This is a genomic window from Aliisedimentitalea scapharcae (assembly GCF_045277565.1).
Lineage (GTDB): Bacteria > Pseudomonadota > Alphaproteobacteria > Rhodobacterales > Rhodobacteraceae > Aliisedimentitalea > Aliisedimentitalea scapharcae.
In genome coordinates this window covers 14,014-40,380 of the sequence record NZ_CP123588.1, presented here as the reverse complement: position 1 = coordinate 40,380, position 26,367 = coordinate 14,014, and the positions used below count along the sequence as shown (strand labels likewise).

At 60.2% G+C, this 26,367-nt stretch carries 31 protein-coding genes and 4 pseudogenes; 7 read left to right on the top strand and 28 right to left on the bottom strand.

Going from position 1 to position 26,367, the window contains the following annotated elements; translation table 11 throughout:
* Window positions 1-11: 11 nt before the first annotated feature.
* Both QEZ52_RS23375 and QEZ52_RS23370 read right to left on the bottom strand, forming a co-directional pair.
* Window positions 12-518 carry a hypothetical protein gene (locus tag QEZ52_RS23375; protein WP_009815557.1) on the bottom strand — a complete coding sequence of 169 codons (507 nt, stop codon included), beginning with the start codon at window positions 516-518 and terminating at the stop codon, window positions 12-14.
* Window positions 515-1,636 carry an XRE family transcriptional regulator gene (locus QEZ52_RS23370; protein ID WP_343212059.1) on the bottom strand — a complete coding sequence of 374 codons (1,122 nt, stop codon included), beginning with the start codon at window positions 1,634-1,636 and terminating at the stop codon, window positions 515-517. The genes QEZ52_RS23375 and QEZ52_RS23370 overlap by 4 nt, the downstream gene beginning before the upstream one ends.
* Before the next feature lie 66 nt (window positions 1,637-1,702).
* Here QEZ52_RS23370 and QEZ52_RS23365 point away from each other — a divergent pair, with 66 nt between their 5' ends.
* The 3 genes from QEZ52_RS23365 to QEZ52_RS23355 are packed head-to-tail and all read left to right on the top strand — an operon-like array spanning window position 1,703 to window position 4,175.
* A complete protein-coding gene (locus QEZ52_RS23365) occupies window positions 1,703-1,927 on the top strand; it encodes a DUF2188 domain-containing protein (protein ID WP_009815559.1) in 225 nt (74 codons plus the stop codon).
* 14 nt (window positions 1,928-1,941) lie between these two features.
* Entirely contained in the window at window positions 1,942-2,979 is a 1,038-nt protein-coding gene (locus QEZ52_RS23360) for a CBASS cGAMP-activated phospholipase (protein WP_009815560.1), read from the top strand.
* Complete coding sequence (locus QEZ52_RS23355; RefSeq protein WP_343212058.1) at window positions 2,976-4,175, top strand: nucleotidyltransferase; 1,200 nt, start codon at window positions 2,976-2,978, stop codon at window positions 4,173-4,175. The genes QEZ52_RS23360 and QEZ52_RS23355 overlap by 4 nt, the downstream gene beginning before the upstream one ends.
* A 609-nt stretch (window positions 4,176-4,784) precedes the next feature.
* Here the strand turns inward: QEZ52_RS23355 and QEZ52_RS23350 are convergent.
* The 15 genes from QEZ52_RS23350 to QEZ52_RS23280 all read right to left on the bottom strand — a co-directional run bounded on the left by QEZ52_RS23350 (window position 4,785) and on the right by QEZ52_RS23280 (window position 16,370).
* Window positions 4,785-5,864 (bottom strand): type IV secretion system protein, encoded by a 1,080-nt coding sequence (locus QEZ52_RS23350; protein ID WP_009815563.1) that lies wholly within the window; start codon window positions 5,862-5,864, stop codon window positions 4,785-4,787.
* A 6-nt stretch (window positions 5,865-5,870) separates the two neighbouring features.
* Window positions 5,871-6,275 (bottom strand): hypothetical protein, encoded by a 405-nt coding sequence (locus QEZ52_RS23345; RefSeq protein WP_009820226.1) that lies wholly within the window; start codon window positions 6,273-6,275, stop codon window positions 5,871-5,873.
* Complete coding sequence (locus QEZ52_RS23340; protein ID WP_343212057.1) at window positions 6,272-6,460, bottom strand: hypothetical protein; 189 nt, start codon at window positions 6,458-6,460, stop codon at window positions 6,272-6,274. Before QEZ52_RS23340 ends, QEZ52_RS23345 begins: the two co-directional genes overlap by 4 nt.
* Entirely contained in the window at window positions 6,457-7,443 is a 987-nt protein-coding gene (locus tag QEZ52_RS23335) for an ATPase, T2SS/T4P/T4SS family (RefSeq protein WP_343212056.1), read from the bottom strand. Before QEZ52_RS23335 ends, QEZ52_RS23340 begins: the two co-directional genes overlap by 4 nt.
* Before the next feature lie 4 nt (window positions 7,444-7,447).
* Window positions 7,448-8,827: a TrbI/VirB10 family protein gene (locus QEZ52_RS23330; protein WP_343212055.1), complete on the bottom strand. Its 1,380-nt coding sequence runs from the start codon at window positions 8,825-8,827 to the stop codon at window positions 7,448-7,450.
* The gene (locus QEZ52_RS23325; RefSeq protein ID WP_343212054.1) at window positions 8,824-9,519 is read right to left on the bottom strand and encodes a TrbG/VirB9 family P-type conjugative transfer protein; all 696 of its coding nucleotides are present in this window, start codon (window positions 9,517-9,519) and stop codon (window positions 8,824-8,826) included. Before QEZ52_RS23325 ends, QEZ52_RS23330 begins: the two co-directional genes overlap by 4 nt.
* 2 nt (window positions 9,520-9,521) lie before the next feature.
* Window positions 9,522-10,178: a virB8 family protein gene (locus QEZ52_RS23320; protein WP_036562862.1), complete on the bottom strand. Its 657-nt coding sequence runs from the start codon at window positions 10,176-10,178 to the stop codon at window positions 9,522-9,524.
* A gap of 111 nt (window positions 10,179-10,289) precedes the next feature.
* Window positions 10,290-11,099 carry a type IV secretion system protein gene (locus tag QEZ52_RS23315; RefSeq protein ID WP_343212053.1) on the bottom strand — a complete coding sequence of 270 codons (810 nt, stop codon included), beginning with the start codon at window positions 11,097-11,099 and terminating at the stop codon, window positions 10,290-10,292.
* Window positions 11,081-12,253, bottom strand: coding sequence for a lytic transglycosylase domain-containing protein (locus tag QEZ52_RS23310; RefSeq protein WP_406651489.1), 1,173 nt, complete (start codon window positions 12,251-12,253; stop codon window positions 11,081-11,083). The genes QEZ52_RS23315 and QEZ52_RS23310 overlap by 19 nt, the downstream gene beginning before the upstream one ends.
* The gene (locus QEZ52_RS23305) at window positions 12,243-12,410 is read right to left on the bottom strand and encodes a hypothetical protein (protein ID WP_209227003.1); all 168 of its coding nucleotides are present in this window, start codon (window positions 12,408-12,410) and stop codon (window positions 12,243-12,245) included. The genes QEZ52_RS23310 and QEZ52_RS23305 overlap by 11 nt, the downstream gene beginning before the upstream one ends.
* Window positions 12,407-14,782, bottom strand: a complete 2,376-nt coding sequence (locus tag QEZ52_RS23300; protein WP_343212052.1) for a type IV secretion system protein B4 — start codon at window positions 14,780-14,782, stop codon at window positions 12,407-12,409. Before QEZ52_RS23300 ends, QEZ52_RS23305 begins: the two co-directional genes overlap by 4 nt.
* Window positions 14,772-15,050: a VirB3 family type IV secretion system protein gene (locus tag QEZ52_RS23295; RefSeq protein ID WP_343212051.1), complete on the bottom strand. Its 279-nt coding sequence runs from the start codon at window positions 15,048-15,050 to the stop codon at window positions 14,772-14,774. The genes QEZ52_RS23300 and QEZ52_RS23295 overlap by 11 nt, the downstream gene beginning before the upstream one ends.
* Window positions 15,051-15,062: 12 nt before the next feature.
* Complete coding sequence (locus QEZ52_RS23290) at window positions 15,063-15,356, bottom strand: TrbC/VirB2 family protein (RefSeq protein ID WP_093036864.1); 294 nt, start codon at window positions 15,354-15,356, stop codon at window positions 15,063-15,065.
* Window positions 15,353-15,973 carry a lytic transglycosylase domain-containing protein gene (locus QEZ52_RS23285; RefSeq protein ID WP_316300534.1) on the bottom strand — a complete coding sequence of 207 codons (621 nt, stop codon included), beginning with the start codon at window positions 15,971-15,973 and terminating at the stop codon, window positions 15,353-15,355. The genes QEZ52_RS23290 and QEZ52_RS23285 overlap by 4 nt, the downstream gene beginning before the upstream one ends.
* A gap of 43 nt (window positions 15,974-16,016) precedes the next feature.
* Complete coding sequence (locus QEZ52_RS23280) at window positions 16,017-16,370, bottom strand: hypothetical protein (RefSeq protein WP_316300532.1); 354 nt, start codon at window positions 16,368-16,370, stop codon at window positions 16,017-16,019.
* 211 nt (window positions 16,371-16,581) lie between these two features.
* Between QEZ52_RS23280 and QEZ52_RS23275 the strand changes: the two genes are divergently transcribed.
* From QEZ52_RS23275 to QEZ52_RS23265, 3 genes are all read left to right on the top strand, one after another.
* Window positions 16,582-16,833, top strand: coding sequence for a hypothetical protein (locus QEZ52_RS23275; protein WP_316300530.1), 252 nt, complete (start codon window positions 16,582-16,584; stop codon window positions 16,831-16,833).
* A 124-nt stretch (window positions 16,834-16,957) separates the two neighbouring features.
* On the top strand, window positions 16,958-17,215 hold the full coding sequence (locus QEZ52_RS23270; RefSeq protein ID WP_316300528.1) for a helix-turn-helix transcriptional regulator: 258 nt from the start codon (window positions 16,958-16,960) through the stop codon (window positions 17,213-17,215).
* Between the two features lie 169 nt (window positions 17,216-17,384).
* Window positions 17,385-17,618, top strand: coding sequence for a hypothetical protein (locus QEZ52_RS23265; protein WP_316300526.1), 234 nt, complete (start codon window positions 17,385-17,387; stop codon window positions 17,616-17,618).
* Window positions 17,619-17,777: 159 nt separating this feature from the next.
* Here QEZ52_RS23265 and QEZ52_RS23260 read toward each other — a convergent pair whose 3' ends face one another.
* From QEZ52_RS23260 to QEZ52_RS23230, 7 genes and pseudogenes are all read right to left on the bottom strand, one after another.
* On the bottom strand, window positions 17,778-18,299 hold the full coding sequence (locus QEZ52_RS23260) for a hypothetical protein (protein ID WP_316300524.1): 522 nt from the start codon (window positions 18,297-18,299) through the stop codon (window positions 17,778-17,780).
* A 414-nt stretch (window positions 18,300-18,713) separates the two neighbouring features.
* Window positions 18,714-18,922: pseudogene (locus QEZ52_RS23255) on the bottom strand (transposase); the annotation flags it as partial.
* 28 nt (window positions 18,923-18,950) lie between these two features.
* Window positions 18,951-20,438 (bottom strand): IS66 family transposase, encoded by a 1,488-nt coding sequence (tnpC, locus tag QEZ52_RS23250; RefSeq protein WP_406650379.1) that lies wholly within the window; start codon window positions 20,436-20,438, stop codon window positions 18,951-18,953.
* A gap of 123 nt (window positions 20,439-20,561) precedes the next feature.
* Window positions 20,562-20,915 (bottom strand): IS66 family insertion sequence element accessory protein TnpB, encoded by a 354-nt coding sequence (gene tnpB / locus QEZ52_RS23245; protein ID WP_316300519.1) that lies wholly within the window; start codon window positions 20,913-20,915, stop codon window positions 20,562-20,564.
* Window positions 20,912-21,343 (bottom strand): IS66-like element accessory protein TnpA, encoded by a 432-nt coding sequence (gene tnpA, locus QEZ52_RS23240; protein WP_316300517.1) that lies wholly within the window; start codon window positions 21,341-21,343, stop codon window positions 20,912-20,914. The genes tnpB and tnpA overlap by 4 nt, the downstream gene beginning before the upstream one ends.
* An 85-nt stretch (window positions 21,344-21,428) precedes the next feature.
* A pseudogene (locus QEZ52_RS23235) lies at window positions 21,429-22,330 on the bottom strand (IS3 family transposase); the annotation flags it as partial.
* Between the two features lie 90 nt (window positions 22,331-22,420).
* A pseudogene (locus QEZ52_RS23230) lies at window positions 22,421-22,666 on the bottom strand (transposase); the annotation flags it as partial.
* A gap of 113 nt (window positions 22,667-22,779) precedes the next feature.
* Here QEZ52_RS23230 and QEZ52_RS23225 point away from each other — a divergent pair.
* Window positions 22,780-23,211, top strand: a pseudogene (locus QEZ52_RS23225) (transposase); the annotation flags it as partial.
* A 180-nt stretch (window positions 23,212-23,391) separates the two neighbouring features.
* Here QEZ52_RS23225 and QEZ52_RS23220 read toward each other — a convergent pair.
* The 4 genes from QEZ52_RS23220 to QEZ52_RS23205 form a co-directional block, all read right to left on the bottom strand.
* Window positions 23,392-23,802, bottom strand: coding sequence for a hypothetical protein (locus tag QEZ52_RS23220; RefSeq protein ID WP_406651484.1), 411 nt, complete (start codon window positions 23,800-23,802; stop codon window positions 23,392-23,394).
* A gap of 174 nt (window positions 23,803-23,976) precedes the next feature.
* Entirely contained in the window at window positions 23,977-24,495 is a 519-nt protein-coding gene (locus QEZ52_RS23215; protein ID WP_406651495.1) for a DUF2478 domain-containing protein, read from the bottom strand.
* A 16-nt stretch (window positions 24,496-24,511) separates the two neighbouring features.
* Window positions 24,512-25,789 (bottom strand): gephyrin-like molybdotransferase Glp, encoded by a 1,278-nt coding sequence (gene glp, locus QEZ52_RS23210; RefSeq protein WP_199259384.1) that lies wholly within the window; start codon window positions 25,787-25,789, stop codon window positions 24,512-24,514.
* Between the two features lie 79 nt (window positions 25,790-25,868).
* Window positions 25,869-26,192 (bottom strand): hypothetical protein, encoded by a 324-nt coding sequence (locus QEZ52_RS23205; RefSeq protein WP_199259383.1) that lies wholly within the window; start codon window positions 26,190-26,192, stop codon window positions 25,869-25,871.
* Window positions 26,193-26,367 lie beyond the last annotated feature (175 nt).

Genomic DNA, 26,367 nt, shown 5'->3' with positions numbered 1-26,367 from the left:
CCTTGTTCAGATTATGCCCCGAGACGGCGCAGCCGCTTGTCGATCTCGGCGGGGGGTAGGAAGACCGCCTCATCCGCCCGCCAGATTTGCAGGGCGGAGACAAGAAGCCCGACATCGCAGGCTTCGGCGGCGTGCAGCTCGTCGATGATCCAGAGGACGCCATGAACGCGCACCGCGCGAGCGGTGGCGACCTTGCGTAGAAGGTTGTCGCCGGTCAGGAGGATGCCGTTTTCCTGGCAGGTTGTCGTCACGAGGGCGAAGCAATCATTGGCCGACAGGCGGCTATGTTCCCGCTTTAGAGCGAAAACCCGCGCGACTTCTTCCCCCGGCAGATCGTAGGTGGCGAGGCCACCGTCTTCGAGCATCCGCCATTCCTGCGCCGTGAAATCGAGCAGCTCCTCCTCACGGATGGGCAGGGGCACGATGAAGCGATAGGGCAGCCGCAGCAGGACGTGCAGCAACTCTCCCTTCTTCAAGTCGATCAGACAGGACGCATCATTGACGACAACACAGGTCACTGGTCACGAGGCCCCCTGATGTCGCGTTCGACAACGCTCAAGGGGAGCCCGAGCATCTGCGCCGCCCGCACGGGGGAAATCATCTCCTCGCCGAGCGCGCGCCAGACGAGGCGCTCGAAGCGCTGGGGCTTCTCGAAGGCCGCAAAGCCCTCGCCTGGACCGATAGGCTCCGGCTCCTCGCGCCGCCAGCTTCGCGCATAGGTCTTGAACGCATATTCCACAGCGCTCTTCGACAGGATGCCCACCTGGCCGAGCCGCACGAGCATCGCGGCGGCGGAGACGCCATAGGTGCGCTTGAGCCGCATGATCTCTATCCAGGTCATGCCGTGACGGTTTCGGCCAGCTTCCTCTTCCAGATGCTCACGCGGAATGAGGAACGCCCCCGCGAAGCGGTGCATCGAGGGCTCCTTTTTCAGTGCGGCATTGCCGGTTTCGGTGATGATCCGGTGCGCGAGTTCGTGGGCGAGGTTGAAGCGCTTGCGTTCGACATTGGTGTGCCGCGAGACGACGATCACCTCAGTCGGTGCGCCCTCCGCCCGTTCGACATGACAGGCCAGCCCGTTGATGCGTTCCGGGAGATCGGCCTCGATGACCTTGAGTCCCTTGTCTTCGAGCAGGGCGGTCATACTCGGGATCGGGTCGATCCCAAGCTGCCACTCGCGCCGCACGTCCCGCGCCTTGGCGTCGATGGCCTCTTCATCGGCCACCATGTCCACGCGCAGCGCGGCGAAGGGGTCTTCAGCGGGGTGCATATCGAGGATGTCCTCGATGGCGAGATAGTCTTCGAGCTTCTCGATGACGATGGATTCCGCCATCGCGCGATCCTGCGCCGAGGCGGTCGAGTTCTTTCGCCACTCGACGCTTTCCAGAGCTTCGACCTGACCGCCGAGCAGGAAGTCCAGTGACACGCCGAGCGCCTTGCCGAGGCCGACCAGCACTGACGAGGACGGCATCATCTTGTCCGCCTCGTATTTGCTGATGGCCTGCGCTGACACGCTTGGGGTTACGCGCTCCGCGAGCGCTTGCATGGATAGACCCGCCCGCTTGCGGGCAAGCCTGAGTCTTTGTCCGAACATGATCCTCTCCCGGCGGATATTGTTGTGGTTGATAAACGCCATTTCTTCCTGTATATTTAAACACAAGGTTGTCGCATCGTCAACCGAAATCGACACGTGAGGCTTGAAATGTCTAAGAAAAATCAGCATGTTGTGCCGCATGAAAGCGGTTGGGCAGTGAAGGGGGCGGGTAACTCCCGCGCGTCTTCCGTCCACGGCACGCAGCGCGAGGCCATCACGGCCGCGCGGGAATCCGCCATTCGTCAGGGCAGCGAGATGCTGATCCACGGCGAGAACGGTCGCATCCGCGAGCGCAACACCTATGGCAAGGACCCGTATCCGCCGAAAGGCTGAAGGGCATAAGCGGAATGGATGTCAGGATGAGCAACGGTGGGAACAACAGGCAGATACGTCGCATCCTCTCCATCGACGGGGGCGGGATTAAGGGCACGATGCCCGCTGCATTCCTCGCGGGGCTCGAGGAAGATCTGGGCCAGCCCATTGGGCGCTATTTCGATCTCATCGCGGGCACATCGACGGGTGGCATCATCGCACTCGGCCTTGGCCTCGGCCGCACGGCAAAGGAACTGCTCGAGCTTTACGAGCGTCGCGGGCCTGTCATCTTCGGTCAGGACAATGCGGATGATGAACCGCTGGGGAGGATACGGCAGGCATGGCGCACCCTCACCGCCACAGGTCGGCACGTAGTCGGTCCAAAGCACGATGCGGCAATTCTTGCCCGTGAACTCAAGGCCGTTCTCAACAACGATCTGATCGGGCAATCACAGACCCGGTTGGTGATCCCGGCGTGGGATGCCGATCTCCGCAGCCCTTATATCTACAAGACCGCGCATCACACACGCCTGCAAACCGATTATCGCAAGACTGCGCTTGATGCCGCCCTGGCTACGGCAGCGGCACCTACGTATTTCAAGCGACATCGCACTGCTGATGATATTGGCCTGACCGATGGCGGGACATGGGCCAACAATCCCACAGCCATTGCTGTCGTCGAAGCCATCACTCTTCTGGGGTGGCATCCGTCAGACCTGCGCATTCTGAGCCTGGGGTGTCTGGACGAAGTCTACATGCTGCCCGAAAGTCCAGGGTTTGCCGGACTCGGCCTCAAAGTCCTCAACCTTTACGCGGATGGGCAATCACATGGCGCCCTCGGCATGGCAAAACTTCTGACGGGACACCCTTACGATGGGGATCGCATCTACCGCATTTCGCCGTCTGTCCCGAGCGGGTTTTTTACCTTGGATGACACCACGAAGATCGGCCGCCTCAAGGGCCTCGGTATGTCAGAAGCCCGAAAAGCAAAGCCCCACCTGACCCCGATCTTTTTCACCCAGCCTGCCGATACCTTCGTGCCGGTCTATCAACTCAAGGAGAAAGCGGCATGAATCAGATGTTGCGACGGCCGCTGACCGACAGTGATATTCGGCGGCGCACGCAGATATTCACCATCCTGGACGAGATAGGCGAGGATCTGGACCTCACCGAAACCCAGTTTGATCGTGCGCGCAAGAGCTATTGTGCCGTCGGAGACTGGCTGTCCGGTTCAACTGATCCCCTACTCGTCAGTGTTCTGGTCTATCTCCAAGGGTCCAGTGCGCTTGGAACGGCCGTGAAGCCAATCGGGCGGCGGGAATTCGATGTCGATCTGATCTGCTTTTGTGCAGGTATCGCGTCCGGCATCTCACCAGCGACCCTGAAGGCGGCGGTTGGAAACCGGCTCAAGGAACACGCCACCTATGTGCGCCTTCTCGAAGAAAAAAAGCGTTGTTGGCGTCTCAACTATGCGGGGGACTTCCACCTCGACCTATCCCCGACGATAGCAAACCCGGTCTGCGGCAACCGGGGCGAATTGGTGCCCGACCGGGCTCTGAAGGAATGGCATCCGACAAACCCGCGGGCCTACAAGACCCTGTTCGATGAGCGCGCCGCACTCCGGCCTACCTTTGTGGGCAAGTTTATCGCCATGCAGCGGGACGAGGCGACGGTGGAGCCGTTCCCCGTCCGAGAAGCAGTGAAAGGCATCCTGCGCCGCATCGTGCAATTGCTCAAACGGCACCGCGACGTTTTTTATCAGAACAACACGCAAGACGTGGCCCCGATTTCCGTTATCATTACCACCCTTGCGATGCAGTCCTATGCCTATTGCGTGCGCAACCACGTCTTCCATGACGAAATGGATCTGTTGGTCGAAACGATCCGGATGATGCCGCACTTCATCGACCGCCCCATTCTGGACGGACGGCGGGGCTATGCCATCCTGAACGAGACAACCAACGGGGAAAACTTCGCCGACAATTGGAACAAGGATGAACGCCGGGCACCAGCATTCTATGCGTGGCACGCACAAGCTCTGTCCGACTTTGAAGTCCTTCGCGATGTTGTTGGTCAGGACCGTGTGTCATTGAACATGGAGCGTTCGTTCGGTTCCGGTGTCACTGGACGGGTTCTCGGCAACCGCGTCAATGCGGTGTCGGATGGTCGCAAATCGGGTCTGCTTTCTGTCGCACCTGTGGTCGGGCTGACGACATCGAAGGTCGCAGCATCAACGACCGTGCCCACAAATACGTTCTTCGGTGATTGATGATAGGACGAGGCGGGCAATACGACCTGACCCTGTCGCAGCAGCTGCTGTTCCTGAAGGCAAGCCCGGCTATCAGTGGTGTGGGGCAAGTCCGCGCAAACAAATTGACATGGCAAGAGCCTATACAACCGACCGCCTTGGCGCGCTCCTACCTTGCCACTATCACGCTTCAGCCGGGTCAAACGCCCGGTGTTCAGATAGACGACCCGGATCTGGAGTTGCTGGCGGCAGGGCGTCCTTTGCCTCACGTCTACAGAGATCCGCTGCGCCTTTGTCTTTATCTTCCAGGTGCCAGGGAATGGGACGCGCGGAAGCGGATCGACCAAACCATCATTCCGTGGACTTACCTTTGGCTCTATTATTTCGAAGATTGGCTTTGGTCAGACGACTGGAAAGGTGAAGGGCAACACCCCGGCGAAGAGCCTGAGCCAGTTGGCAATCGGGCGATGCGCAGGGCCGTGGCACGGTGCTAAAATTGTCGATTCCGCCTGTGGCAGAAACGGTCGTGTTTGGCCACGTGCCTTGTGTCGCGAGGGATCAACCGTTTAGCAATGACAAAAACCCGCGGCGAAACCTTTGCAGTTTTGGCAAGTTTTTGGCACCTGGCTGTCACCGCCTGCCCAACCTACCAAGTCTCGAAAGCTGTGCCAGCATTCGGGCGCCTGTTCCGGTTGCGTCACCCGGACGAGCCGCAGTTGGCCCTCCAGCAGTATTTGGCCGGCTCGGCAAGGCTTGCACGCCGAAGAATTGTCGCGCTCGAAGGGCTGCGTATTCAGCCCCAGTTGCGCCACCGATGGCATAGCGATTGTAAACTTGTTGGCTACCTGCAAGCCCTCTGGCGAAGGCATAGCTTCCCCCGAACCCGGCTGAGAGTGCTGGCATCATGATGTTTCCGGAAATCGCCCGAACCAAGAAAGGCGTTGCTATGATGAAACCCTTTGCCATCAGCACCATCATGAAAAATGGGATAAGGGCCCCTATGTTCGAGGCTCCCTCCGGGTCGCCAAGCTCGGCAAGAAGCGCCCGAGAGACCCCCGTGATCGTCGCGAACACTCCGGCGACGACGATCGGATACATCGCGAATGAAATGAGCGCGGATAACCAGCGAGCGAAATAATCCTTGGTCACCTCGAACAGGGTCAAGAAGATCATCACTGGCGCAATGCCAATTAGCAGAGCGATCATGAGCCGGGACGCCACAACAATGAACGCCGCCAACCCGCCAAGAATCGAGAGCAGCAGAACCCCAAGTGTGTCAAGCAAGGCACCCGCCATCCAGTTCAGCTCAGATCCCGCAGCATTCAGATAGTCCCCGAGCGCTGCAATCAGTTCGTCAAATTCCTCTGCAAAGGTACCGGACGGACCAGGTGATCCGCCGCCGACAGAAGCCACAAGTGCCCCGGCAATGCTGTCAATTCCGTTCAGTATTGCTGAGGCAAGCGCATTGAACTGGACCCAGTTGGCCGCGAAGACCCCTATAAGTCCGACCTTCACGGCCAGCCAAAAGGCAGTTCGGCCGTCCATGGCGCGATACTGGTAGATCATGTTGATGAAGACCAGAATGACGACTAGTGTTGTGCCCAGAACCAGCAACGTGCCGACCGTTGCTGCGACCGCACCAAACTGAGTTTCGGCAGCGGTATCTAGATACCCTTCGGACGTTTCCACGAAGTAGGTGACGACACTCATGGATTGCTACCAGTTGCCAGCGGCTACGCAGATTGGCATGGCGGCGCGGCGCAGTTCATTTGCCTGTCGTCGGTATTCGGACGTCGCTTCGACAACGTCCCAGTATTTAGATGAAGCATAGCGCTCTGTGTAGAAGCGTACGGCGTCCTCCCAAGTTGGATACCGTGTGGGACAGTCGCAGTTTTGCGAGTCTACGACGCGCTCCATGCTTTGAGCCCGATATATCTGTTGGATCAAAAGGCGCTTATAGGATTCGCGCACATTGATGTTCTGCATCCACTTCGGCTCAGGTGGCTGGTCTGGGCAAACATTTGGGTGGTTGTCGAGCGTCGGGATCAGGTTCCGCTCGGCTACGCCAGCAGTTGTGCCAAAGATCAAGAGCAGGCCAGCGACTGCAATAGCCCGTGTCATTCCGATGCCGCCTTCATTGTACCAGTCTCACGCTTCAAGAAAGTGGTGTAGCCGTAGTCGCCGGCTTCGGCGGTGATAACCTCCCACCCTTCCGCGCCGCGCTCATTCAAAGCACGTCGGACCTCGTCGTAGTCCACTTGCTTCTTCACCGGAAAGAACAGGATGTCATATTCAAAGGTTTTCATGGGGAAGTTCCAATCTCAGTTGCGCCGGGGAGGTAGAATTCGGTGATGCCGCGTTTGCCGTCATGGCGACCGGCCTGGATGATCACGTCAATGGAATTTTCGATGTACTGGATCATGTCGGCATAGGTCATCGGGATTTCGGTCTTGAGTGCAGCGATCGCGAGCCGCTGCACGGCCAATTGCGGGGTTTCGGCATGCAGCGTGGTCATGGACCCGCCATGGCCGGTGTTGATGGCTTCCAGAAAGGTCATGGCCTCCTTGCCGCGCACCTCGCCCAGGATGATCCGATCGGGGCGCATGCGCAGCGTCGCAGTGAGAAGCACATCGGCGGTTTGGAACTCCGCGTCGCGATTGGCGATGAGGGTCACGGCATTGGGCTGGGTCGGCAGAAGCTCGGCGGCTTCTTCGATGGTGACGATGCGTTCCTCGGCTGGTACGTGAGAGAGGATCTTGCGCGCGGCCACGGTCTTGCCGGTGGAGGTGCCGCCCGAGACGATCATGTTGAGTTTGTTCTCGACGCAGAAGGCGAGCGCATCATCGATCAAACCCGCGGCCACCACTGCGCGCAAGGCGCGCTTTTTTTCGACGCGCAGGTCTTCGAGCTTGCGCTCTTTTCCGTAGAGGAAATCGAGTGCGATGCGCTCGAGCGGTAGGCTTGAGAAGAACCGCAGGCTGATCGACATGGCCGAGAGCACGGCGGGCGGAGTGATGACCTGTGCGCGGATCGGGCGACCCTTGTAGGTGATCGAGACCGAGACGATGGGGCGGTCCTTGCTCATGGTGGTATTGGCCGAGGAGGCGATCTGGTTGCCGAGGTCCCTGACCTGAACGCCCGTCAGCTTTTGATCCAGCGCGCGCATGAAGTGATCGCCCTGGAATTCGCCCCAGCAGGTCCCGTCGGGGTTGATGCAGATCTCGATGACATCGTCGCGGGCGGCGGCGTTGATCCGGTCGAGCGAGGTTTCGAGATAGCTCAGCGACATGGGCTCAGAATATCTCCAGATCGCGGTCGACCATGACCGTGACGCGGGCGCCTTGGTCGACATAGATGACGGGGCCGATGGAGAGGTAATCGCCAATGACGCTGTCCGTCGCATCTGCCAGATCATCGCCAACGTCTTCGAGAACGTCGGCGGAAGTTTCGTCCTGCACATTTGCAGCGGCAGCGTTTGGCGCGGCGGAAATCAGCGAGATCAGGGCGGCCGACCCGAAACGCTCGGCGAAGCGTGTGTCCACGAATCCCGTGACGCCGGAGCGGCCCAGCTCATCGCCCCCGAAGGAGCTGATCTGGACGGTCTGGTTGTCGGGCAGGATGATCCGGTCCCACGCGATCGTCACGCGGCGCTGCGCGATATCGACGCCGGCGCGGTAGCGCCCGATGAGACGGGATCCGCGGGGGATCAAAAGGCGCGCGCCATCGACGCTGTAAACATCCTCGGACACCACGGCACGGGTCTGGCCGGGAAGCGAGCTGTCGAGGGCGGTCTCCATGACGGCCTGGATCATGGTGCCCTGGATGACGGTGTTTGAGGGATTGGCGATCACCTCGGCCTGCGTCACGGTAGAGGGCAGCGCCCCGTTCAGCACGAAATCCGTCACCTCGCCAAAAGTGCGTTCGGTCAGAGCCGTTTCATTCGCTCCGGAGGCACCGCCAAGAGCGATGGTGGGAGAGGCGATGCGCCGCTCCTGGAAGGCGCGTTCCTCCGCGGCGCGGCGCTCCAGCTCGGCCATGCGCCGGGCTTCTTCCTCGCGGCGCAGTCGCTCTTGCTCGCGTGCGCGCAGCTCATCCTCCGTGGGGCCCGCTGGGGCGGGTTGGGGCCGGCTGGCCTCGAGTTGGGCCAGTTCCAGATCCATGCGGAGTTGTTCAAGACTTCGATCCCGCGCCGTCAGTTCGTCCTGAAATCGTTGCTGTGCGGCTTCCGAGGCGGCTTGCAGCGCCGCAATCTGAGCGGTCAGCGCGTCGATCGCCTCTGCGGCGGCGGTGTCTTCCTCGACGACCGGTTCAGGGGCGTTGCGCAACTCTTCGATCTGAGCTTGCAGGGCGGTGATCTGCGCCAGAAGCTCGGCGTTCGGTTCCGCCGGTTCAGGCGCAACCAACACCACCTCGGGTTCGGGTGGGGGCAGGGTTTCGATGGCGCCGAACCCGTCGCCTTCGTTCTGGAAGACGTCCGGAGTGGCCGTCGGCAAGGCTTCCTCTTCGTCGGGCTGTGAGAGGAGATAAAGCAGGGCACCACCCGCGCCGATGACGAGGACCACGATCAGTGCAAGAAGGGGCGACCGGCGCTGCGCCGCCGTGGGGGCGCGGGCACTGCCTTTCTCAAGGGCGGCGAGGCGCCTTTCCAGCTCGGTGTTCCCGGTATCGCTCATGAGGTGGCCTCCGCGGGCGGGATCGCCTCGATGCAGACCACCTCTTCGCCAAGTCGCAGGACCCATTGGCGGTTCACGCCGCTGACGCGGATCACGCCGTCTTCAGGAGTTTGCGTGTTGACCGTGCGCTCGCGGCCGCCCGCGTAGCGGAAGATCGCGGGCACAGGCGCGTTTCTTGGAAACGCGAAATACGTGAACGTCCCGTCATCCCAGATGCGCGTTGGCGTGAACTCGGTCCGCGCGCTGGCGCCGTAATTGTAGTTCGGCGCTTGGGCCGCGATGGCCCGGCTCGGGCGCGCAGCGTCCTCCGGATAGCGGAACTGCACCACGTAGAAGGTTGGGCTGCGGACCTCCTGGACGTTGAAGTAGTAGCTCCGGCGGTTCGTATAGACTGTCACATTGGTATGCACCCCGCGCGCCACAGGCTTGATCGCGAAGGCCTGACCGCCCGGGACGCCGTCGATCTCGAAGCCCTCGGTGTCGCCCGCGATGATCGAGCGGATGCTTTCTCCCTCGCCGAACTCGATGGTGGTCACATGGGTGAGCGACACGCTGAGACGGTAGACCTGACCCTCCTGGTAGGTGGCCAAGCGCACCCGGCTGTCGTTGGGACCGCCACGCGGGATGGCTTCGGCAGAGGCGAGGCCGGGCAACAGGGCAATGACAAAAATAAGCGATTTTATAAACAACAACGTCAGTTCTCCAATCTGTCGGAGCGGATGGAATATTCGAGGACGGTGAAGCCGAATGGATTGGTCCAGACCTCATCGATGGAGCGGCGGGTCTCCGGGCGGAACTCGAAGAGAAGCGTCGCAGTGAAGAGGCCTGTCTGGGTGCCGTTAATGGACGTCAGGCGCTTGCGCAGGCGGACCGTCGCGCGGTTGGTTCCGATCCGGTTGATGCTGAGGATTTCCACGTCGAGCCGGGCATTGGGGCCATAGACCGTCGGCGGGTAATTCTCGTTGGCGCTGTTCCAGATCTGGCGCAGCCCGCTCTCGGCAGCTCCGTCCGAGCGGCGCAGGACGCTGCGGATGCGCAGATCGTTGTCGAGCTGGTTATAGACCTCCCGGTCGGTCACATAGCGGAACACCTCCGCCTCGATGATCGCCTGGTTGGCGGTCACCGAGGAGGCGCCCACCGAGGCTTCGGGGAGTGCAAAGCCGGTGGCGGGATCATAGGGGACAACAACCGGGGGCGGGTCGACATCGAGGATCGAGACAGCCGCAGCACTCAGACAGCCGATGATACCGAAGACAAGACCCATCAGGCCAAGGCGTTGCCAGAGCCGTTCGCGGCGCAGGGCACCGTAGACCAGTTCTTCCTCGATGATTTCTTGTTCAGTCGCCACCATTCATGCCCCCGCTCGGCGTTTCGAAATGAGTTGAATCGGTTCTTCGCTGCCTCTCGCTGCGCTCGAACGCGAAAACCGATATTTTGTATTGTGGTTCAATTTCGAAACGCCTTAATCAGCCCGCAGGTCCGGCAAGGTGAAATCCATGAAGCGCTGTTCTTCGGCGATGGTGGCGGCATCGATGACGCCGCCCGTGCCATCGCCCACGGTTTGAATTGCTTCCAGTTGCCACATCGCCACGAGGGCGATGGCCAATTCAGCTGTCACGCGCGTATTGAGATCAATGCTTTCCTTGAGTTCGTCCATGTCGTCGATGAGCCCGACAAGGCGGTCGACCCGCTCGAGCGATTGGCCGGCATCTTCATAGCTGTTCTGGGCAGCGGCTGAGACGAGCGCGCCGGTTGTGGCCTGCGTCGCCACGCGGTTGGCCCCGGGATTGCCGCTGGTGGCCATTTCCGAGAGGGTGTCCTCGTCAAAGCCGAGGTCGGCCAGCACCCGGTCCATCTGGGTTTCGATCTCGCCTGCGCCAGAACCGGACAGGCCGGAGAAATCCCCAGTCTTGATCGCCTCAATCGTGGCGAGGATGTCCCCGAACTCCTGGTCGAGTAGGCCATTGAGTTCGTCTTCCATCTCGGTGCGGATGATTTCTGGAAGCTCGGCGAGGCGGGTGAGGGCCTCGTAGGTTCTTTGCAGCTCCGCGAGTTGGTCCGTGAGCGTGGCAAGCTGTTCGCGGAGCTGCGTCAGCTGCTCGTTTTGCAGAATCTCGTCCTCGATCATCTGCCGGAGCTGCTGGATGTTTTGCGCGATGTTTTGGGTGTCGACGACGGGCACGCCCTGCGCTGCGGCAGGGGAGAGGGCTCCCAGATGCAGGCCAATCCCAAGCGTTGTGGCCAAGGCCGCTCTCAGAAACTTCCGTCCCATAATTCAATCTCCCTGATCGTAAAATCCATGAACGCGCCTTCGGCCATGCGAGCGCTGGCCTGGGCCAGCTCTTCGGCGGAGAGCAGCTGGGTGCGGGCGGCCTGAAGCCGGATGCGGGCAGCCACGAGACGCACGAGTTCGGCGCGGGCATAGGTGTTGAGCGCGACGCTCTCCTGCACGTCCTCGGTTTCGGAAATCCGTTCGACGATATCGCGGATGCGCAGGGCGGCTTGGCGGATCGCGGCTGGTGAGTTGCTGCCATAAAAGGCCGCCCCATGACCCGTGAGCGAGAGGTTGGCATTGGCGAGAAGCGCGGGGTCGATCGTGCCAAGCGCGTCGATCCCGCCGATGCGGCTCAGATAGAGATTGTAGCGCTCCGGGATGACCTGGACGTAGTGTTGGGTCTCGCGGAAGGGTGGGACCCCGCCATACTCGAAAACCCGGCCGGGTCCGGCGTTATAGGCCGCGAGGGCGTTGATGATGTTGCCATCGAATGTGTTGAGCTGGGTCGCGAGATAGCGCGCGCCGCCATGTACCTGCAAGTAAGGGCTGTCATAGTATTCCGGGTTGATGCCCAGATCGCTGGCCGTGCCCGGCATGATCTGGGTGAGGCCATAGGCGCCAACGGGAGACCGTGCCCCAATCGTAAACCGGCTTTCCTGCCAAATGAGGGCCTGTAGAAGCGCTCGCCACTGTACGGGCGAGAGGCCTGCGCGGCCAACACCCGCAAAGCCGCTGGTTTCCTGGGCGACGCGGATGATGAGCTGCTCGATGGTCTCAGACGCGTCCCCGAACATCTGCGCACCGCCGGGATTGGGATCTATCTCGCCCGTGCCATAGACCGCCGCCACCGAGCGGTCGGGATCTCCGCTGCCGCTTTCGAGCCCCGAGACCATAGCCGGCAGGCCCTGACCGCCGAAGCTGGTCTGGGCATCAAGGATGCGTCGCAGGGTTTCCAGCTGTTCGCGCTCGATCTCGGCGATGAGTTCGCGCACTGCAAGCTTGTCGGCCTGAAGGGCCAAGTCTGCTTCGCGGTCGCCGGTCTCGACGATGTCGCGCGCGGTGAGCCCACTGTCATTGGTCGGCACACCTTGGGCGAAGCCGAGACCGGGCAGCAGGCAAAACGCGAGGATATGAGGAAGGCTAGACTTCAACGTCGCCCTCCGGGGTGCCAAGGGGCGTGAAGTCGCAGTCAGGCGCGACGGGTGCCGTGGACGCAAGGAATGTGAAGCAGTTCGCCTGCGGCTCCCGGTACTGGGTGCAGGAGGCCAGCGCGCCGAGCGCAGCCAAAGCGATAAGAATACGGATCATGAAAGCCTCCAGAAGTCCGGGCGGTCGCGGTAATCGGCGCCAACGAGCGCCTCGCCTTTCTCCATGCCGCCGAGGATGGTGAGATTGGGCCCGAGAGCACTGAGATCGGCATCGACGACGATTGAGCCCTGGTCGTCGCGGATCAGCGCCAAACGGCTGTTGCTGCCCGTGTTGAGAAGGACGTCGAGCTCCTTCTCCGTGAGGTTCAGCATGGCGTAATCCGCGGGCTGCGCGCGGATATTGGGCAGCAGGATCTGCGTCGGCACGGCCTCGACGATGGTCTTGCCGGTCCGGGTGCGCTCGAGTTGGCTTGCGTATTGCGTCATCATGACGGCGACGGTGTTCTGCTTGCGCGCGGTCACCAGCCAGTTCGACAGCCGCTCGGCGAAATACGCGTTGTCGAGCGCCTTCCAGGCCTCGTCGATCACGATGATGGTCGGGCGGCGGTCCTCGATCTCGCGCTCGACCCGGCGGAAGAGATAGGAGAGGACCGCCATCCGTTCCTTGTCGGCCTCGCTGTCGAGAATGCCGGTCAGATCGAAACCCACCACATCGCCTTTGAGCGAGAACGTGTCCTCGAGGCTCTGCCCGAAGATCCAGCCATAGCGGCCGTCTTCGGTCCACTCAAACAGGCGCTGGTGCAGATCGCCGCCATCATCGGTGGACACGAAAAGCGACGCGAAATCCCGCCAGTTCCGCAGGGCCGGATTGGAGGCCTGCGCGTTCTGGCGCACAACTTCCTGGATCCGGTTGGTCTGTGCCGGGGTCAGGGGCTTGTCGGCGCGGTAGAGCAGTGTGGCGAGCCAATCCGAAAGCCATGCGGTGCCCCGCGCGTCAGTCTCGGTCCAGAGCGGATTGAGACCCGTGGGCTGGCCTGCGTTCAGGGAGGCGTAGCGCCCGCCATTGGCGCGGACGGCCATCTCCATACCGAGGCGGTAGTCGAAGACGAAGATCCGTGCGCCTGCGCGACGGGCTTGGGTCATCAGGAAGGCCGACAGCACCGATTTGCCCGACCCGGGCCGCCCCATGATCAGGGTATGCCCGCTGGTCGGTTCTTTGTCGGGCGAGCCTTGTTCGTGATAGGAAAACCGGTAGGCGCACTGCTCCGGCGTGGGCAAATATGTGACGACCCGGCCCCAGGGCGTTTGCGCTGCGGGTTTGCCGAGCTGTGTCCGGTGGAAGGCCGCGAAATCCGCGAAGTTGCGATTGGTGACGGCGCTGGCGCGGACCCGCTTGGGCTGGTTGCCGGGATGCTGGCTGAGATAATGCGCCTTGGCCGCGACCCGCTCGCCGATCATCTTCACGCCCTCAGTCGCGGCGGCATTGACGATCTCGGCGCTGAGGGTCTGCAGCTCTTCGAGCGTGTCGCAGAAGAGTGTCACGACCATGTGGTGCTCGCCGAAGCTCTGGCGCTTGGCCTCGAGATCATCGGCGGCGATGTCGAGGGCTTCCATGAGCGAGAGGGCTGCGTCCTGGCTCGCCTGCATCTGCCGCTTTTGCCGTTTGATGCGGCCCGCCATGAGGTTCGAATTGATCGGCGTGAAGGAGTGGGTGACGATCATGTCGACCGGCAGGTTCAGCATGTCGAACATGGTGCAGGAGGTGGCTTCGGCATATTCTCCGATGGTGAAGCTCTTGCCGTAGCGATGGCCCACCACGCCTTCGGAAAGCTCGAAATGGTCGCCCTGAAACGTCACGCGGGTATTGGCGACGTTGAAGGACAGAAAGCCGTAGGTGTTTGCCGGATAAAGCGGCAGCTCGGTGCCCGTGTTGAGCGCCCCCAAAAACCCCACCAATTCCCCCGATGCGGCTGATAGGAGCCGCGGTTTGAGGTCGGTGAGGCCGGACAGGAAGACGTTCACGGCCTCGCCCAGCCGCTGCAGGCGCTTGCGGGTCTCTTCTCTCAGGCGGTCCGGTGCGCTGCGGCTGAGGAACGGCAGGAGGCTTTTGGGGGGTGGGCGGTGAATGACGGTGAGCGTCAGCGTCTTGTCGCGGAGCCCGCTGGTATCGAGTTTCGCGCGCCAGCGCCGGTCAACCTCGCCTGCGAAGCTGTCCTCACGGATGGGGTCGAGATCAGGTTTGATGGCCTTGGAGACCTTGTGGACGTAATAACTGAATTCCGGGCCGAGCTGCGCGACGATGCGGGCAAAAAGCGCTGTCACCTTGTCGAGATAGGCATCATCGGTCGTGTAGCTGTTGATCCCCTCGAGCCGGATGCACCGGAAGAGTTCGTTCACCCGTGTCCGCACGGTCTGGTCGTCAACGAGGCTTACATAGGGCAGCATATGCGCGAGGCGGGTCTCGCGCGCATACCAGTCCGGCGTCATTGTGCGGGCATCGAGCGCAGCATCACGGGCGTCATCACGGGGCATAGCTGTCCCCGCCATGGATGGACCGGTTGCGCGTGGGCGGTGTCTCCTGCAGGGCCGTCATCATCACGTCGATGAAACGCGGGTCCCAATCCGCGGCCTTCCACAGCACCGGATAGAGTAGGGCGGCGACACCCAGCACCGCGATGTGCTGGACCCAGACGAACAGGAGCACCGAGCCGAAGAGCCAGACCATCGCATACATGATGGGCAGGCCCAGGAGCTTCGGCGGGCGCACGAGACCCAGGAAGAGTGGAGATCGATCGGCCAAGGAACCTGTCTCTCAAGGGGCGCTGAAAACGGCGGCAACGATGGTGGGGGCGGCGGCAACACCGGCGATGCCCACAAGGACCCAGAGTGCCTGGCGGAGGTCGATGATGTTGAAGAACCAGCTGAGGAAGACGCCGAGCACGGCGAGCGTGGCGATAACCACGCCGAGCGGGCCGGTCAGCGCATCGACGATGCCCTGCAGCAGGCTCTGGATCGGGGAGAGGTCGATGCTCTGGGCGAGGGCGGGCTCGGCAATGAGCAGGAATAGCGCCAGCGAGGCGACAAAGAGGTTTGAAATCTGTTTCATGAATTTGATCCTTCCAATCGGGCCACGACGGCCATGACGCGGGCCACGTGGTTCTGGGTTTCTCGGTAAGGGGGAATACCACCGTGCTGGCGCACGGCGTCCGGCCCCGCGTTGTAGGCAGCCAGAGCCAGGCGCGGATCGCCGAAGCGCTCCAGCATCATCGCGAGGTAACGGGCAGAGCCGTCGAGGTTCTGTTGGGGGTCACGCGGGTCAACGCCGAGATCACGGGCAGTGGCGGGCATCAGCTGGCCAAGGCCAATGGCGCCCGCGTGTGAGATCGCATCCTGCCGATAGGCGCTCTCAACTTCGATATTGGCGCGGTAGAGGCTCAGCCAGTCCGTGACGGAAAGCTCCGCGCGCCTTAGGCCCGGGTGGCTGGCATAGCGCAGTGCCGCGGTCTCTATGGCGTTTAGGACATCGGCGCGGGGCAGGGGTGCCGGACCGACACGGGCTGCAAAGCGCATCGCTTCACGCTCTGGCACAGTTGCATCGCTGCCGAAAATCGCAAGTTCATCGGCTGCCGACCCCTGACCGATGCCGTCATTATAATTGCGCGCGAAGCTATTCTGGGATTGGGAAGGCGTCAGGGAGCCGTCGCTCTCCATGACCAGCACCATTTGCGCTGAAGCTGGCGCGGCGACCAGCCAGAGACAGACGAGGTTAGTTACGAGTGCCCTTGTCCGATGGCGCAAGTTTATGCGTACGGCTTGTACCCGCCTCAAGTGGCAGGTCGACATGTGCAAAGCCAAGGCCAATGAAGAAAGACACCACGCCGGAGATCGTCTTGAACTCGCGGATCTTGATATCGTTGTAGGTCGTTCGCGTGCGGGCGGTGACGAGGAGCTTTTCCACCCCCTCATCAGAGACAACGCGCATGATCCAGACCCCGTAATAGCTGGGGCCTTTCTTATGTGCCGACTCCTGGCACAGGATTTCTGCGCTATAGCCGCTTTCCACAAGCTCGCGGAACCTGGCTTCCGTAACCACATTTGGTGCTTCGATGTCCCAGTTCATGGCCCGGCTCACGCTTTCTCCAAAGACGCAACGCCCGGGCATTCCTACTTGAAGCCCAGAGTTACGATAGTATAATAACAACCGCAAGATGTAATATCGTGCTTTAGCTGTAGTTTGGTTACGCAAACACTAGTCACGGCCAGTGTCCGCGATCAAGGAGATAACAGGTTTGAGAAACCCAAGGTTGACAGGCCTGCTCCCATTGCAAGCTATGGTCCTTCTGATCTGCGTTCCCGGACCAGTTTTGGCGGAATCCTGCTTCGCCCCGGCCCGTCCTTTCGTGCCAAGCGATTCGCAGGCAGCGCGGGACTATGCGGACATCATCCGTGGCGATTTCGAAGATTACATCCAGGATATCCAGAGCTACTTCCGTTGCCTCGACGGTGAACGGGCCCGTGCCTTCGAGGAAGCGCGCGAAGTCAGTGAAGACTATGGCCGATTTCTGCAATTGGTAGGGGATTGATGGGCAACCTCGGGAGCATCAGACTTGCTGCCCATGGAAACCAGACGCCGATAACACTCTCAAATATCTACTTTTTAGATAACAGATTTCATCCGCTAGCGACGTCACAAAAGGTATGTGACGCGTGGCAAAGACAATCAGAAGCAAAGGACAGGTGGCACTCTGCCAAGCATTGGTCGACGCCCGCATCAAGGCGGGCCTCGGTCAGGAGGACTTGGCGGTCAAGCTCAAGTGCCATCAATCCCTTGTGGCGCGCATTGAAAGCGGCCAGCGCCGGGTCGACGTCGTCGAACTGGTCGTTCTGGCGCGCGCCATCGGCTTTGACCCCATCGAGGTTCTGGCGATCGTTGAAGCCGCCACGGAGCCCGACCACCGGATTTGAGCAATTTCATTAATCGAGAACACGGGAGCTGACTTCTCTCGGTGTGAATTTCGTTGCCGCGAGGAAGAGCAGCTAACCAATTTAACGAAACCCGGCATGCCGCTGCAGCAAACGCTTCGGAAGTCGAAGCTGCGATCGACAAAGCCCAATTGCAGGAAGTCATTGGACAGTGAATGAAGATAAGGTCGAAGGCGTCGCGATCGCCAATTTGATTGCAGCCGATGAGCGTAGTGTCGTCGGTTGGGTATATCGCTGGAGTACGGGCGCACTTGCGGTGATGTGGGACGCCAGAGGCCCGCAGCGAGTTGCACGATGTCAACCCGATCTGAATGACGCGGAGAAGCGTGAAATTGATTTCGTCGGTTTGACCCGTATCGAAGCAAAAAGTGGTGGTCGCGAGTAGCTTTGGCGGTCAGCAGTGACCGAGTAAAGTGCCTGCGACAAACCGGGTGCGGGCAACCTATTGGTTTTGTGGCGGAAGTCTGGAGAACCGTTTCCGAAACGGCTAGTACGGACCGGTCTTGCACGTGAGCACAATGGCTTTGCGGCTGGCGGCGGCGGATCAGTAATTTACCTGCTCGTACCCGTATTTGCCTTCATAGTCGCGCCAATCCACTAATACCGACCGATGGTAGATGCTTGGGCAATGCTCCCCCCAGCGTTCAAGTCCCACATGGGCCGAGGGGAGGGCGGCAGTAGAAGATCGCTGCCAAGAGAAATCGCCCTGGGTCCCGTAGGTACCGAGGACCACTACGGCGCTACGGTTGCAGTCGCCATCTCGCCCGGATTCGTGCTGGTGGGCATAACGAACGTCAAAGACGCGGATGGACCGCACGAAATTGAACTCCGGTCCGCTGATGTCGATGTCTGCGCGATCTTGAACGAGGCGTAGGGCAAGATTCACGGGAACGAGCGCCTTCGAGGTTTCGTCAATGCTCAGAACGGCCGTTTCTGCCATTGCTTCAGGGGCGCGATGGGTCATGAGGAATGACTGGCGTGGGTGAAAATCATCAGTTCCGAACAAGGCGTCGAAGATACGGTTTGTTCCGCTTGGCTGAGGTTCGAACTCGTAGGACGCGCCCATGGGACAGCGCCAGATTTGCAGCGGAGGCTCGACCGGCCATGGTGTAATCCGGCGAATGAACTCTGCACGGGCTCGCGCACATGGTATGGAAGCTGGCCAGCCACCAGATAGGCAAAGCAGGATCGCGCAGTCGATAGGATAGGTTTGAGCCCTTGAGTTGGAAGGCAGCGAAACCCCAGTCAAAGCCAGGGCTACGACCAACGATATAAGTCGGATTCTAAGTAGTACGCTCATGCTAGGGTTCCTTGGCAGGGGACCTCCAGCATACATACAATAATATACTATCGCAACTGTGAGCGATACTTGAACCGCTGACCTGCCACTGAACTTTCATCCAGCCGGAACCGGAGCCCTTTGGGTTTTGGTCCGACCCCGAACCTTCTACCGCCCTTGGCGAGAGTTTTCCGGCTTCGATCAGGGTGACAGGCTGGTGATGCCCCCCGATTTCGCCAGCGTGATCGGGGCTTTGTTGCCGATCGCGCTGTGTGGCCGTTCCTCATTGTAGTATCTACGCCAACTCTCCAACTTTTCGGCCGCATCTGCAAGCGTCAGGACCAGTGGGCGTTTAGGCACTCGGCACGGAACCGGCCATTGAACGCTTCGATGAACGCATTGTCTGTCGGTAAGCGTTAGCTGGATGGCACCAGCGGATTAGCTTGACGGCGCAAATTTCCACGGCAGAAGGTCGTCAAGGCGGCTTTGCGGGTGGCCGTTGGCGATTGCTGAGAGGGTGGCCTTGAGATAGGCGAAGGGTTCGACGCCGTTGATCTTGCAGGTCTCTATCAGCGAGGCGATGCGGCCCCATGCGATGCCGCCTTCGTCGTGGCCGGCGAAGAGCGCGTTTTTGCGATTGAGGGCGATGGGGCGGATGAGGTTTTCGACGCGGTTGTTGTCGATCTCGACGCGGCCATCGGTCAGGAAGGTTTGCAGCCCATTCCAATGGTTATGGATGTAGGTCAGCTTTTCGCCGAGCCGGGATTTACTGGAGACTTTGCGGCGTTGCGCCTGAAGCCAGTCGCCGAAGGCTGCGACCAGCGGCGCGGTGCGGGCCTGACGGGCTGATAATCTCTGGCCGGGCGAGATACCGCGGATATCGGCCTCGACGGCGTAAAATTCGGCGATCCGGTGCAGCCCTTCTGCGGCGATCTCTGATCCGTCGCGGTCGAAGACTTCTTTGAGCTTGCGGCGCGCATGCGCCCAGCAATGGGCCACCCGAATGGGCGTACCACCCTTGCGCGAAGGTTTGGTCAACCGATTATAGCCCTGATACCCGTCGATCTGCAGGATGCCATCGAAGCCGGTGAGGAAGGTTTCGGCATTCTCACCCGCACGACCCGGGGCATAGAAGTAAACCACGCCGGGCGGGTCCTCACCGCCCCAAGCTCGGTCGTCGCGAGCCAACGCCCAAAGATACCCGGTCTTTGTCTTTCCGCGCCCCGGGTCCAGCACCGGAGCCGTTGTCTCGTCCATGAACAGCTTGCCGGATCGTTTCAGATGGTCGGCCAGCCGGTCGACAACCGGCTTCAAATGGAACGCCGCTTTTCCGACCCAATCGGCCAGCACCGCGCGGTGCAGATCAAGCCCTGCGCGCGCCAGTATTTGGCTCTGGCGGTATAAGGGAAGATGGTCCGCATATTTGCTGACCAGCACATGAGCGATGGTGGCCTCGGTCGGCAGGCCGCCCATGATCAGATGCGATGGCGCTGATGCCTGGGTGACCCCGTCGGTGCAGGTCCGGCAGGCATACTTCGGGCGCACGGTGACGATGACGCGCAGCTGGGCAGGCACGATGTCCAGCCGCTCGCTGCGGTCTTCGCCAATTCTGTGCATGACACCGCAGCCGCATGGGCAGATCAGGCTGTCAGGTTCGATGACCTCTTCGATGCGCGGCAGCGCAGCGGGAAGGTTGCCGATGGTGCGCTTGGGCGACGGTTTGGCCGTCCCGTCGCCCGCTTTGGCGGCCTGTTTTTCTTTTTCCGCCTCGACCTCGGCCAGCGCGATGGACAGATCCTCGAACGCCAGTTGTCGCTCATCCTCGGACAGCTTCTCTGACCGTTTGCCATGCAGGGCGTGGTTCAGTTCAGCGATCAGATGTTCCTGCCGCTTGGTGATATCCTTCAGCGCTGTCACCTCATCCATCAATGCCAGAACCGCTGCGCGCTGCAAAACCGGGATGGCAGAAAGATCAAGAATGGGGGCTGTTTGCATAGGCCAGAGCTACCACAAAGCCCCAGTAAAAACACGCAAAACCAGGCGGTTGATTCACTCTGCCGCAGATGGTGGGCGCCTCTCCAGCGCCTTTACCTTCCGCCAGTCCAGACCTGCAAACAGCGCCTCGAATTGGGCATGGTTCAGCGCCATTATCCCAGCCTTGATCGCGGGCCAGGTGAAGGTCGAATCCTCCAGCCGCTTATACGCCATTACCAGACCGGTGCCGTCCCAATACAAAAGCTTTAGCCGATCCGCCCGGCGTGAGCGGAACACAAACACTGTGCCGGTGAACGGATCCTTGCGCAGCACTGATGACACGAGCGCGGCCAGGCCATCATGACCCTTCCTGAAGTCCACAGGCTGCGTCGAGACCAGAACCCGCACCCGATTGGACGGGAACATCATGGCCGCGCACCGATCGCCCGTACAATCTCACCAACCCGCGCAGCCCCTGTGGCGCCATCAAGCCGGATTGTCACCTGGCCGATGCAAATCTCGATAGGACCAGATGGTGCAACGTCAGACTTGGCCAGATGTGCAGACGCTACTGGCACAGGAGCATCGCCGCCATCATCCGCCACTACAATCGACGCAAAACAAAAGTCATCGTCTTCAACTGCGGGCAAAACCAACCTGCCATCGCGCGCCCGACTGCGCCATTCCGATAAATGGTTCGCCCGAAGCCCATACCGGGCAGCAACCCCGTTCACTGTCGCCCCAGGCTTCAAGCTCTCAGCCACGATCCGCGCCTTGACCTCATCCGGCCAGCGTCGCTGACCATTGGTCCGTATGTCCACCCCGTAGTCCCTGAGAAACTCCACCGTAGTCGCCATCGCGAAACTCCTGCCCTAATCTCCGTCAGGTGCGAAATCTCAGGTCAGGTGAGAATTGGGAAGGTGCGGGCCAGGAAACGCTTACGTCTGTCGGCTTTCCCGGCCGTGAGAAGTCGAGCGTGACACCGCGCTGATAGGCCCAGAGGTCCATGTCGCGGGAGATGAACTCGCTGCCTTGATCGACCCGGATCGTCTTGGGGTAGCCCGATTTGCGGCACACCCGGTCCAGCGTCGCCACGACATCCTCCCCGCGATAGCTGAACCGCGCGTCGAGCACCGGAACGTATTGCGAGAACGTGTCCACGACCGTCAAAACCCGAAGCTTCTTGCCCGTCGCCAGTTGGTCATGGACAAAATCCATCGCCCAGACATCGTTCGGCCCGACGGCTTCGGCACGGTCATCGCGCAGCTTGGCCTTCACCCGCCGCTTTGGCGTCTTGTTCCTCAACTGCATGCCCAACTCCCTGTAAATACGATAGACTTTCTTGATGTTGATGCCCCAGCCCTCGCGGTCCAAGAGCACATGAACCCGGCGATAGCCGTAGCGCACACGTGTCTCGCAAATCTCCCTGATCCGCTATTCCACGGCAGCCTGATCGGCGCGGCGGGATTTGTAGTGGAACGTCGAACGATCAAATCCGATGGCGCCACACGCCGTCCGGATCGAGACCGCCCAATTGCTGCACATCCCGCGCACCAGTTCGCGCATCCGACCAGGTTTCAGATCTTTCGCCGGATGACATCCTGCAACATCTCGCGGTCCAGCGTCAGATCGGCCACGATCTTCTTCAACCGCCCATTCTCATCCTCGAGCTGCTTCAACCGCTTCATCTCGGTCGGCAAAAGGCCGGCATACTTCTTCTTCCAATTGAAGTAGGTCGCCTGGCTGATGCCTGCCTTGCGGCAGATCTCAGACACCGGCGTGCCTTCCTCGCCCTGCTTGATGATGAACGCTTTCTGCGCGTCCGAAAACTTCGATGCCTTCATGTGAGTCCGCTCCTCTCCCAGCCAGGAAATCGTAGCGGAAAACTCCAGCTTCAGACGGTCCAGTTTGCGGGGATCAGATCACCGCGACTCCTATTGCCTCTGAGGGTAAGGGGATCGCCCCATTTCTTCCATCATCTTTTCGCGGAAGACCTCAGCGGGCGTTTTCCATCCGAGACATTTGCGGGGGGTGTCGTTGAGGCAGTCACTGATCATCTTCAAGTCATGATCAGTGAGTGCCGTGATGTCGCGCTTCCTCGGCAACCATCTTCTTGCGCGTCGATTGGTGTTCTCGACCGTCCCTTTCTGCCATGGTGAGGAGGGATCGCAGAACATGGGGTAATCGCTCTGTCTCGCCGTTTCCTTCATGGCATCGGAATGCTTTTTCTTCGGTATGATTCAGAGCGTGATCCGAAAAGGGTCTTGTTCGAAGCAATAGATGGAGATTGAGCATGGGCCAGCGTATAGGGCTTGACGTTTCGCTGAAGGATACCGCGATCGCGATCCGGGAAGACGGTAAAAGAATTTGGCGCGGGAAATGCCCCTCCGACCCCGAGATTATTGCGCAGATTGTTCGCAAGCACGCACACGATCCCTTGAGGGTCGTTTTTGAAACCGGTCCACTTGCCACTTGGTTCTTTCATGCCTTGACGGGGGAAGGGCTTCCGGCAATTTACATCGAGGCACGGCACGCACAGAAGATTTTGGGCGAGACGTTGAACAAGACCGACGCAAACGATGCCGAAGGGTTGGCCAGACTTGCCGAAACTGGCTTCTATAAGGCCGTCAGGGTTAAGTCGTTCGAAGCGATGCTGATCCGGTCGTTGGTTGCAGCTCGCACGCAACTCCTGGCCATCACAACCCAATTGACCAATCAGATCCGAGACCGTAGATCAAATCGAAGTTAATGCCCGCCACCCCTGCCGCGCGCAATCCATCGACTGAATGGCGCACCATATCAGGCGGCTGTATGCGGTTGATCGCTTTCTGAGCTTTAGGGTCAAATTCCTGCACGCCGAAACTGGCGCGGGTGAAGCCCAACTGTCCGATCCGTTGGATCATTGTCAATCGGCGTCGGCGGTGATGTTGAAATTGGCCCGCACGGCCTGCATCGCGCGCTCCAGATCATCGGGCACCAGCGCCGTCGGTGTCCCCCCACCCCAATGCAGATGAGTGATGGCCATACGGTCCGGCAGATGCCCGGCCAAAAGATCGATCTCCCGGTTAAGCGTCTGCGCATATTGCGCGACCGGCGCATCTTTCTTGGCCAGCTTCATATTGCATCCGCAATACCAGCAAAGCTCGCGGCAGTAGGGAACATGCAAATAGAGAGAAACAGGCTTCTCAGGCGGTAGCGCCGCAAGCCAGTGTGCATACTCCTTTGAGCCAATCGCCTTTGAGAAGTGCGGGGCTGTCGGATAGCTTGTATAGCGCGGCACATTGCGGCTCATGTAGGTTTTCAGTGCATCAGTCATAAATGCCCCGATCTGCATTGCCAGCTTCCCGGCTCAAGACTTGGGAAAATGCGTATCGCGATTGACCGCCGCCTTCCGTCGCCCATTCCAAATTCGCGGCCCTTCAATAAGCCGCGCTTCCGCTCAGCTTCCCGGAAAATATTTGGCGCGTCTTTAATCAAGATCACAGATGCCTCAGGCGACATCCCGTTCTTTGCCCATAGCTGCTTGCAGCCAACTGACCAAGACACTTCCCGAAGGCTCAAGCTCTGTTGCCGCCGGGCCTACGAATTCCTGAAACGCGTCCAGGTTCAAAGAGTTGACCCCGACAAGAACAGGAATATCGCGCGAAATCGCCTCTGCAATGACCGATCGAAAACCCCGGCCATCGGCCTCGTGTTTTCCAAATTTATTCACGATCAGAAGCTCGGGAGCGGTATTGAGCTGCATCTCGACCAATCCAACAGCGGTTTCCAAGACTGCGGGATCCAACCTGCATCCTTTCGCTTCCCCTCCGAGGTTCTGCGAAATCCGCAGCACAGGCCCGTCCGGAAGCACCTGAACATCCATGTCACAAGGATGCCCGCCACGATCCGTATTGATCTGAACTGTCCCACAGGTGCGGTAGCCCTCAGCCGCGAGATCTTGCGCCAGCGTGAACAGCAATTGATCTGTATCACCGCGTCCGGGTGCCATCGTATAGGCGATTTTCATGGTCATTCTTCCTCTATCAATCACAGAATGGCTGGAATTCCACCAGCGCGCCTTCTGGCAGGTTTTCAACTTCAGAGGGAATCAGAATGACACCATCCGCGATGGGGAGGCGAGCCACGCGCCCGGAATGGGTGGCATCATCAAAGTGAACACCCTCTCGGCCCATGCCGTCAAACCCGGACAGTTCCGCCAATCGCAATTCACATCGCCCGAACTTGTGACGCAACGGGCGCGACAGGACGACGTGTCTGCGGCGGCTGTGCGGTGCCGTGCCCCCGGACAGACACCGGGAAAGCACTGTCCCAAACATTTGCCAGGCAATGAATGCCGAGAGCGGATTTCCAGGCAAACCGAGCCAATGCACAGCTCCCAATTTCCCGTAGGAAACTGGTTTCCCAGGCTTCATGACGACACCAGTGAACGCCATGAGCAGGCCAAGATCGGTCAACGCAGGTTTTACATGGTCTTCCTCGCCGACAGATATACCGCCGGTGGTAACAATCAGATCGACGCTCTTAGCAAGTTCGCCAAGTTGTCGTCGTAGACCGGCGCGGTTATCCTCACCGGTTTCGACGCGGACAAGTTCAATCCCGGTCGTCTCAATTGCGGCTCTCAACATCGGGGTATTCACATCCCAGATGCCTGAAGTTTTTCGGGAGTCTCCGGTCGTACTCACTTCATCGCCGGTGACCAAAAGAGCAACACGAACGCGACGCCGGACCCTAACAGCCGCTGACCCAGCGGCCGCGCAAGCAGCAATGTCCCGCGCCGTAAGACGACGGCCAGCGGATACGACAACGTCGCCTGCAACCATGTCCTCGCCCGTTCGCCGGACATGCGAACTCGACCTCACCTTTTGCAAGACAACTATTGCGCCTTCGGTGCGCTGGACGTTTTCCTGCATCACTACAGCATCCGCACCCTCCGGCATTGGCGCGCCGGTAAATATCTGCGCAGCGTTTCCAAGGCGAACCGATCCTACGTTCTTCTGCCCGGCCGCAATCCGGTTTGTCACAGGAAGAATCCACGGACCATTCCCCGTCAGGCAGGCTGAATTGATCGCGTAGCCATCCATCGCCGCATTGTCGAACGGTGGCGCGGCCGAGATCGCACAAACAGGCTCACCAAGCACCCTTCCGCGTGCACTGGCAAGAGACAAGATTTCCGTCTCCGCGACCTCAACCGCATTCCGAACAATACGGGCTATCGCCTCGTCGATTGAGACCAAACCGCCCAACTCATCAGCTGCGCCGCACCCGCACCCTTGCTCAACGATTCTTGTCAGAGCTGTCATTGTGCCGCCTCCTGTCGTTGTCTCGAACAAACTTGACGTCATGATACGACACTCCTCCCGTGTGTTTCACACAATCACTCTATACACAGAGCAGGAGAGTTCGTTGATCTAGCACAAGCTCGCTGAAATGGCGCGGCGCGACTGCATTGGCCATGTGCAAGAGTCGCTCGGCAGTCCGCCCACCTGTCGCATGCCCCAAGTGACTGACAATCTCCCCGACACGCGAGGTGCGACGTGCAAACGGACGTGCAACCGATAGGATCTGGTCTGAAAACGTTCGGCGCGGGCAAGCGGAAGCCAAACATCGCCAGCGGCAAACCTGGAGTTCCACTGTGACCTCGTCTCCATGTGCGGGAAAATCCTGTCGCCGATGCGGCCATCCGTGACGTCGTCGTGAACGCAAACCACAGTCAGGGCAAATGCCCTGAGGTGCCAGAGTGCCGGATACAAGCCACCCGCCGGCTTAACGCTTTGAACCGAAACATCGCACACGGGCGACCAGTGCTTCTTTGAAATCACAACTATCCCTCCTGAATCTTCCAGTCTCAGGATAGTTGCGCCACACAGATTGAGGCAGA

Excerpts from the sequence above, each read along its gene's own strand:
- QEZ52_RS23320 (WP_036562862.1), bottom strand. The coding sequence starts at position 10,178 with ATGGTGGCGACTGAACAAGAAATCATCGAGGAAGAACTGGTCTACGGT.
- QEZ52_RS23305 (WP_209227003.1), bottom strand. The coding sequence starts at position 12,410 with ATGATCCGTATTCTTATCGCTTTGGCTGCGCTCGGCGCGCTGGCCTCC.
- QEZ52_RS23260 (WP_316300524.1), bottom strand. The coding sequence starts at position 18,299 with ATGGGCGCGTCCTACGAGTTCGAACCTCAGCCAAGCGGAACAAACCGT.
- QEZ52_RS23340 (WP_343212057.1), bottom strand. The coding sequence starts at position 6,460 with ATGAAAACCTTTGAATATGACATCCTGTTCTTTCCGGTGAAGAAGCAA.
- QEZ52_RS23285 (WP_316300534.1), bottom strand. The coding sequence starts at position 15,973 with ATGGTGCTGGTCATGGAGAGCGACGGCTCCCTGACGCCTTCCCAATCC.
- QEZ52_RS23280 (WP_316300532.1), bottom strand. The coding sequence starts at position 16,370 with ATGAACTGGGACATCGAAGCACCAAATGTGGTTACGGAAGCCAGGTTC.
- QEZ52_RS23275 (WP_316300530.1), top strand. The coding sequence starts at position 16,582 with ATGGTCCTTCTGATCTGCGTTCCCGGACCAGTTTTGGCGGAATCCTGC.
- QEZ52_RS23315 (WP_343212053.1), bottom strand. The coding sequence starts at position 11,099 with ATGGGACGGAAGTTTCTGAGAGCGGCCTTGGCCACAACGCTTGGGATT.
- tnpB (WP_316300519.1), bottom strand. The coding sequence starts at position 20,915 with ATGATGTTCCCGTCCAATCGGGTGCGGGTTCTGGTCTCGACGCAGCCT.
- QEZ52_RS23370 (WP_343212059.1), bottom strand. The coding sequence starts at position 1,636 with ATGGCGTTTATCAACCACAACAATATCCGCCGGGAGAGGATCATGTTC.
- QEZ52_RS23335 (WP_343212056.1), bottom strand. The coding sequence starts at position 7,443 with ATGTCGCTGAGCTATCTCGAAACCTCGCTCGACCGGATCAACGCCGCC.
- tnpA (WP_316300517.1), bottom strand. The coding sequence starts at position 21,343 with ATGGCGACTACGGTGGAGTTTCTCAGGGACTACGGGGTGGACATACGG.
- QEZ52_RS23290 (WP_093036864.1), bottom strand. The coding sequence starts at position 15,356 with ATGAAACAGATTTCAAACCTCTTTGTCGCCTCGCTGGCGCTATTCCTG.
- tnpC (WP_406650379.1), bottom strand. The coding sequence starts at position 20,438 with ATGGATGAGGTGACAGCGCTGAAGGATATCACCAAGCGGCAGGAACAT.
- QEZ52_RS23220 (WP_406651484.1), bottom strand. The coding sequence starts at position 23,802 with ATGACTGATGCACTGAAAACCTACATGAGCCGCAATGTGCCGCGCTAT.
- QEZ52_RS23355 (WP_343212058.1), top strand. The coding sequence starts at position 2,976 with ATGAATCAGATGTTGCGACGGCCGCTGACCGACAGTGATATTCGGCGG.
- QEZ52_RS23365 (WP_009815559.1), top strand. The coding sequence starts at position 1,703 with ATGTCTAAGAAAAATCAGCATGTTGTGCCGCATGAAAGCGGTTGGGCA.
- QEZ52_RS23360 (WP_009815560.1), top strand. The coding sequence starts at position 1,942 with ATGGATGTCAGGATGAGCAACGGTGGGAACAACAGGCAGATACGTCGC.
- QEZ52_RS23215 (WP_406651495.1), bottom strand. The coding sequence starts at position 24,495 with ATGAAAATCGCCTATACGATGGCACCCGGACGCGGTGATACAGATCAA.
- QEZ52_RS23345 (WP_009820226.1), bottom strand. The coding sequence starts at position 6,275 with ATGACACGGGCTATTGCAGTCGCTGGCCTGCTCTTGATCTTTGGCACA.
- QEZ52_RS23300 (WP_343212052.1), bottom strand. The coding sequence starts at position 14,782 with ATGCCCCGTGATGACGCCCGTGATGCTGCGCTCGATGCCCGCACAATG.
- QEZ52_RS23350 (WP_009815563.1), bottom strand. The coding sequence starts at position 5,864 with ATGAGTGTCGTCACCTACTTCGTGGAAACGTCCGAAGGGTATCTAGAT.
- QEZ52_RS23330 (WP_343212055.1), bottom strand. The coding sequence starts at position 8,827 with ATGAGCGATACCGGGAACACCGAGCTGGAAAGGCGCCTCGCCGCCCTT.
- glp (WP_199259384.1), bottom strand. The coding sequence starts at position 25,789 with ATGACAGCTCTGACAAGAATCGTTGAGCAAGGGTGCGGGTGCGGCGCA.